The following is a 6,166-nucleotide window of genomic DNA, read 5'->3' as shown; positions in this document are numbered from 1 at the left end:
GACTCCTGAGAGCGAAGAAACCCGGGCCTCAAAGGTGAGGGGCGTCAGCCGTTCAGGGCCGCCACCATCCGCCGGGCCGCCTCTTCGACGAGCGGGCGCGGCATGCCCGCGTTGAACCGCACGAAGCCGCGGCCGGCGTCGCCGCACTCCGCGCCGTCGACCAGGACGACGCCCGCATGTTTCTGGAACCAGGCGGCGGCGCTCGCGGGCGCGCCCGGCAGGTCCGCGCCCGGCAGGTCGAGGCCACGGCAGTCCAGCCAGGTCAGGTACGTGCCCTCGGGCGCGCGGTAGCCGATGCCGCTCCCGTCCAGCAGCTCGCCCAGCCGCGTGACGTTGCCCTGCAGATAGCCGAGGACGTCGTCCAGCCAGTCCCGGCCCTCGGTGTACGCGACCTGGTTGGCCAGGATGCCGAGGGTCGACGCGCCCTCCTCGACGCGCTCGCCGACCTGGTCCCAGAGCCGCACGTCGGCGTCGTTGGACAGGACGAGCTGTGCGCACTTGAGACCCGCCAGGTTCCAGGCCTTCGACGCGGACGTGGCCGTGACGGTGTGGCCCGCCGTGGTCTCGTTCAGCGAGGCGTACGGGACGTGGCGGCGGCCGGGGTGGACCAGCGGCGCGTGGATCTCGTCGGCGAAGACGCGGCCGCCGTTCCGGTCGACGACCTCGGCCACGGCCAGCATCTCGGCGGGGTCGAGCACCCGGCCGATCGGGTTGTGCGGGTTGCACAGGATCATCAGGTGCCCGCCCGCGGCGAACGCGGCGTCCAGAGCGTCGAGGTCGTAGGAGTACCGGCCGTCGGCGTCGCGCGCCATCGGCACCTGGAGCACCTTGCGGCCCAGCTCGCCCGGCAGGGTGTGGAACGGCATGTACGACGGCGTGGGCACGATCACCGGCGACCCGGGCCGGGAGAAGTGCTTGATGACCTCGTCCAGCGCGGTGAGCACGTCGGAGACGGGCCGCACCCGCGCCGGGTCGACAGCCCAGGAGTAGCGGTCGGCAGCGAAGCCCGCGTACGCCTCGGACATGCCGGTCACCAGGGCGGGCGGGAGGTAGCCGAGCAGGCTGCGGTCCACGGCGTCGTGCAGCGCGGCGGCGATCGGCGGGGCGGTCGGGAAGTCCATCTCCGCGACCCAGGCCCCGATCGTGCCGGGAAAGGCCGTCCACTTGAGGCTGCCGTTCGCCCGGAGGCGGTCGGCGGTGAGGGCGTCGAAGGGGTGGGCGTTCACGCTCGCATTGAAGCAGGTGCGGCGTGGGCGTCGTCCGGGTGACCAGAGCCCGAAATGGGGCGGTCCGGCGGTTGGTCGCCGGGGCCCCGCGGTCAGTGCGTGAGTGTCAGCTCGGCCTCGACGAACCCGTCGTCCTCCACCGTCACGAAGCCCAGGTCGGGGGCCTCGACGCCGTAGTCCGCGAACGTGACCGGCACGGTCGCGGCGAGCTCGGCGACGACGTCGCCGCCGTCGTCCGCCAGCCGGATCTCCAGGCCCGCGGTGACCTCGTGGGTGACGCCCTTGATGGTCATCGTCCCGGGCGCGTCGACCGTGACGGTCCCGCCGTCGGCCACCGCCGTGATGTCCACGGGGTCGGTGAGCTCGAAGGTCGCCGTGGGGTAGGTGCGGGTGTCGAGGATGCCCTGGAACTGGCCGTCCCGGGCGGACTCGTCGGTGGTGATGCTCGCGAGGTCGACCTCGACGGACGCGGCGGTGAGCTCGCCGTCGGCCACGGTGCCGGAGCCCGTCACCTGCGGGGTACGGCCGACGACGGTGACGTCCTGGCCGGACAGTACCTCGTTCAGGCGGTACCCGGCCTCGGAGCCGTCGGCCACGGTCCAGTCGCCGTCGAGGTCGGCGGGGTCCGTGGTCGCCGCGGGCGCGGACGAGCCGACGGCGGGCGCGGGCACGTCGCCGCCCGTCTGCAGTCCCGCGTAGATGCGCGTGGCGAGGAACCCGAGGCCCACCACGACGACGAGCACGCCCAGCGCTACGACGATCTTCCGGCCCATGGCTCTACGCTCCCACGCGGTCAGGAGAGGTAGCGCGCCTCGAGCGTGGCGAGCTTCGCCTCGGCCTCGGCGTGCACCTTCTTCTCCAGGACGAACGACATCACCGGGATCACGCCCGCGATCACCATGGTGACCAGGCGGCCGAAGCCCCAGCGCATCTTGGACCACAGGTCGGCGACCGTGACCAGGTACACCACGTAGATCCAGCCGTGCGCGAACGGCACCCACGCGATGAACGGCATGACGCCGTCCACGTCGGTCAGCGCGCCGAGGCCGTACTTGATGCCCAGCTCGACGCAGAGGATCAGCAGCATGACACCGGTGACCAGAGCCATGAAGCGGTAGCGGGACATCGCGCCGCGGGCCTTGCGGATCGCGGTGGCCGCCGCCTCGGCGGAGATCTCGGGAGTGGTCTGAGGGGTGCTCACAACCAACGAGGATATGCCGTCCGCGGGGGTGCCATCCGCACCCTGTGGATAAAGCGTGGATCAATGTCAGTGGCGCTCCGTACGGTGGTTGTCGTGCGCCCCCTCCCCTTTGCCGATCCCGGCACCCCGCCGCTGCGCGGTCCGCTCACCCTGCTCCTGTGGCTCGCCCGGAAGCAGCTCCGCGTGCTGCTCGTGGCGATGTTCTTCGGCGTGCTCTCGTTCACCTGCAGCGCCTTCCAGCCGTTCCTGCTGGGCCGCATCATCGACAGCGCCTCCGCCTCCGGGCTCGACCGCACCACGTGGACGTGGGCGGCCGTCATGATGGGCGTCGGCATCGTCTGGATCGCCTCGAACGCGATCGGCCACCGGTGGGACATCACCGCGTGGATGCACGCCGCGTTCCGTACGTCACAGCTCGTGACGCGCACGGTGGCCCGGTCGGGGCACAACATCACCAAGGAGCTGCCCACCGGCGAGGTGGTGTCCTCGGTCGCGAACGACACCATGCGCATCGGCGAGGTCTTCGGCATCGCGGCCCAGACCATCGGCAGCGTCGCCACCTACGGCATCGTGGTGGTGCTGATGCTGAACCAGTCGCTCAAGCTGGGGCTGGTCATCGCGCTGGGCCTGCCGGTCGTGGCGGCGATCCTCGCCCTGCTGGTCAAGCCGCTCCAGAAGCACCAGAAGAACCAGCGCGACGCGCAGGGCCGGCTCACCACGCTCGGCGCGGACACCGTCTCCGGCCTGCGCATCCTGCGCGGTATCGGCGGCGAGAAGGTCTTCACCGGCCGCTACCAGGACCAGTCGCAGAAGGTCCGGCAGGCGGGCGTCGCGGTCGCAGGCACCCAGTCGATCCTCGACGCCCTGCAGGTGCTGCTGCCGGGGCTGTTCATCGCGCTGGTGGTCTACCTCGGCGCGGCGGAAGCCATCGCGGGGCACATCTCCACGGGCCAGCTGGTCGCGTTCTACGGGTACGCGTCCTTCCTGTCGTGGCCGGTGCACCTGCTGGTGCAGTCGGTCAACGTGGTCACCAAGGCCCACGTCGCGGCGGGCAAGGTGGTCAAGGTGCTGCAGGTCGTGCCCGCCACCGGCGCCGAGGCGTCGACCGCCGACATGCCGCCCGCCGGTGTGCCGCTGGTCGACGAGACCACGGGTGTCACGCTCCGGCCCGGCCGGGTCGTCGCGCTGGTCAGCGCGGACCCGGACGAGTCGGCGCAGGTCGCGATCCGGATGGGCCGGTTCGACGACGACGCGGAGACCGCCACCCCGGTCACGCTCGGCGGCGTCCGGCTGGCCGACCTCGACAAGGCGGAGCTGCGGGAGCGGATCGTGGTCGCGGACGCGACCCCGGCCCTGTTCTCCGGCCGCCTCGCCGGTGAGCTCGACGTGCGCGACTCGGCGAACGCCGAGGCGCTGCTGCGGGCCATGCACATCGCCGACGCGCACGACGTGCTGGAGTCCCTGCCGGACGGCATCGAGGGCGAGATCCCCGAGAAGGGGCGCTCGCTGTCGGGCGGCCAGCGGCAGCGCGTGGCGCTCGCGCGGGCGCTGCTCACCGACCCGGAGGTGCTGGTGCTCATCGAGCCCACGTCCGCGGTCGACGCCCACACCGAGGCGCGGATCGCGCAGCGGCTCACCGAGTGGCGCCGGGGCCGGACCACCCTGATCGTCACCGCGAGCCCGCTGGTCCTGGACCACGTGGACGACGTGATCTTCCTGGACGACGGTGCCGTGGTCACGCACGGCACGCACCGCGAGCTGCTGGACCTGCCCACGAACGCGCCGGGCGGACGCGAGGCGGCCCGCTACCGGCGGGTGGTCGGCCGCTCGCTGGACGACGACCTGGACGCCGAGCTCGACGAGCTGCTGGGCGGCACGAACGCAGGCAGCACCAACGCAGGCACCACCAACGCAGGGGAAGGAGGCAAGGCATGAGCACGGGAAAGATCCTGCCGATCGCCGACGCCGCCGAGACCTGGCGGTACACGCGCTCGCTGCTCGGCCGGCACCGCAGGCCGCTGATCATCATCACCGTGGCCAACACGGTGGCCGCGATCGCCGGCCTGGCCGGGCCGTTCGTGCTGGGCAAGCTGGTCGACGCCGTCACCGACGGCACCACGATCGAGGTGGCGCGCAACCTGGTGCTCGCCGCCGTCGCGGCCGTGGTGCTGCAGTCGCTGATCACCCGGTTTGCGCAGCGCCGCGCCATGGTCTTCGGCGAGACGGTGTTCGCCGACATGCGCGAGGAGTTCGTCGAGACCGTCACGGCCCTGCCGCTGTCCACGGTCGAGACCGCGGGGACCGGCGACCTCATCGCGCGCACCACCCGCGACGTCAGCCGCATCCAGAACGCCGTGCGGTTCGGCGTGCCGCGGCTGGTCATCGCCGTGGTGACGCTCGTGCTGACGTCGGTGGTCAGCCTCGTGGTCTCGCCCCTGGTCGCGATCGCGATGTTCGTCGGCGTGCCGGTGCTCGTCGCGGTCGCGCGCTGGTACCTGAAGCGGGCCGCGCCCGCCTACCAGCGCGAGTCCGCGGCGTACGCACTGCTCGACGGCACCGTCACCGAGTCCGTCGAGGGTGCGCGCACGATCGACGCGCTCAAGATCGGACGCCGGCGCACCGACCGGGGTGACGAGGACCTGCACGAGGCCTTCCAGGCCGAGCGCGGGACGCTCAACCTGCGCACCGTGCTGTTCCCGGGCGTGGACTTCGCGTTCATGGTCGCGCCGCTCGCGGTGCTCGTGTGGGGCGTCTACCTGGCCTCCGAGAACGTGGTGACCATCGGCATGGTGGCCACGATCGTCATGTACACCTACCAGCTCCAGGGTCCCGTGTGGGAGCTCATCTTCTGGCTGGACGAGATCCAGGTGGCCGCGACGTCCCTGTCCCGCATCATCGGTGTCCGGCTCGTTCCGGCGGACCGCACGGCGGGTGACGCCGAGCCCGACGACGAGGAGGTGCGCGGCACCGACGTCCGCTACGCCTACCGCGCGGGCACGGACGTGCTGCACGGCATCGACCTCGACCTGAAGGTGGGGGAGCGGCTGGCGATCGTGGGGCCGTCCGGCTCCGGAAAGTCGACCCTCGGCCGCATGCTGGCCGGCATCCACCCGCCCACGGGCGGCCGGGTCGAGGTCGGCGGCGTGCCGCTGGTGGACCTGCCGCTGGAGGACCTGCGCAAGCACGTCGCGCTCGTGACCCAGGAGCACCACGTGTTCGTGGGGTCGCTGGCGGACAACCTGCGGCTCGCCAAGATCGAGGCCGACGACGCCGAGCTGATGGACGCGCTGCGCGCCGTCGACGCGCACGGCTGGGTGGAGGCGCTCGACGAGGGACTGGCCACCGAGGTCGGCTCCGGCGGGTACAAGCTCACGCCGGCGCAGGCGCAGCAGATCGCGCTCGCGCGGCTCGTGCTGCTCGACCCGCACACGCTGGTGCTCGACGAGGCGACCTCCCTGCTGGACCCGCGTGCGGCCCGGCACCTGGAGCGCTCGCTCAACGCGGTGCTCGACGGGCGCACGGTCGTGGCGATCGCCCACCGGCTGCACACGGCGCACGACGCCGACCGGGTGGCGGTGCTCGACGGCGGCCGCATCACGGAGATCGGCCCGCACGACGAGCTGGTCGCGGCGAACGGCGAGTACGCCAGCCTCTGGCACAGCTGGCAGCACGAATAAACCCCTCCGTTGAGTGCTGGGTATTTGCGCCTTCCGAGCCGCGAAGAGCGCAAATACCCAGC

At 72.0% G+C, this 6,166-nt stretch carries 5 protein-coding genes; 2 read left to right on the top strand and 3 right to left on the bottom strand.

Translation table 11 applies throughout. The features are described from left to right. Positions 1-44 precede the first annotated feature (44 nt). The 3 genes from ACFWEJ_RS26210 to ACFWEJ_RS26200 form a co-directional block, all read right to left on the bottom strand. Positions 45-1,226 (bottom strand): MalY/PatB family protein, encoded by a 1,182-nt coding sequence (locus ACFWEJ_RS26210; protein WP_377232107.1) that lies wholly within the window; start codon positions 1,224-1,226, stop codon positions 45-47. Between the two features lie 92 nt (positions 1,227-1,318). After that, positions 1,319-1,999 (bottom strand): YceI family protein, encoded by a 681-nt coding sequence (locus ACFWEJ_RS26205; protein ID WP_377232106.1) that lies wholly within the window; start codon positions 1,997-1,999, stop codon positions 1,319-1,321. Between the two features lie 20 nt (positions 2,000-2,019). Further along, on the bottom strand, positions 2,020-2,427 hold the full coding sequence (locus ACFWEJ_RS26200; protein ID WP_357481381.1) for a DUF3817 domain-containing protein: 408 nt from the start codon (positions 2,425-2,427) through the stop codon (positions 2,020-2,022). 63 nt (positions 2,428-2,490) lie between these two features. Between ACFWEJ_RS26200 and ACFWEJ_RS26195 the strand changes: the two genes are divergently transcribed. Together ACFWEJ_RS26195 and ACFWEJ_RS26190 are read left to right on the top strand one after the other, a co-directional pair. Next, complete coding sequence (locus ACFWEJ_RS26195) at positions 2,491-4,362, top strand: ABC transporter ATP-binding protein (protein WP_377232105.1); 1,872 nt, start codon at positions 2,491-2,493, stop codon at positions 4,360-4,362. Further along, positions 4,359-6,104, top strand: coding sequence for an ABC transporter ATP-binding protein (locus tag ACFWEJ_RS26190; RefSeq protein WP_377232104.1), 1,746 nt, complete (start codon positions 4,359-4,361; stop codon positions 6,102-6,104). Before ACFWEJ_RS26195 ends, ACFWEJ_RS26190 begins: the two co-directional genes overlap by 4 nt. Positions 6,105-6,166: the final 62 nt, after the last annotated feature.

The organism is Promicromonospora sp. NPDC060204 (assembly GCF_042728455.1).
Classification (GTDB): Bacteria; Actinomycetota; Actinomycetes; order Actinomycetales; family Cellulomonadaceae; genus Promicromonospora.
The sequence above is the reverse complement of the archived record's forward strand: the minus strand, read 5'-3'. Positions and strand labels throughout refer to the sequence as shown.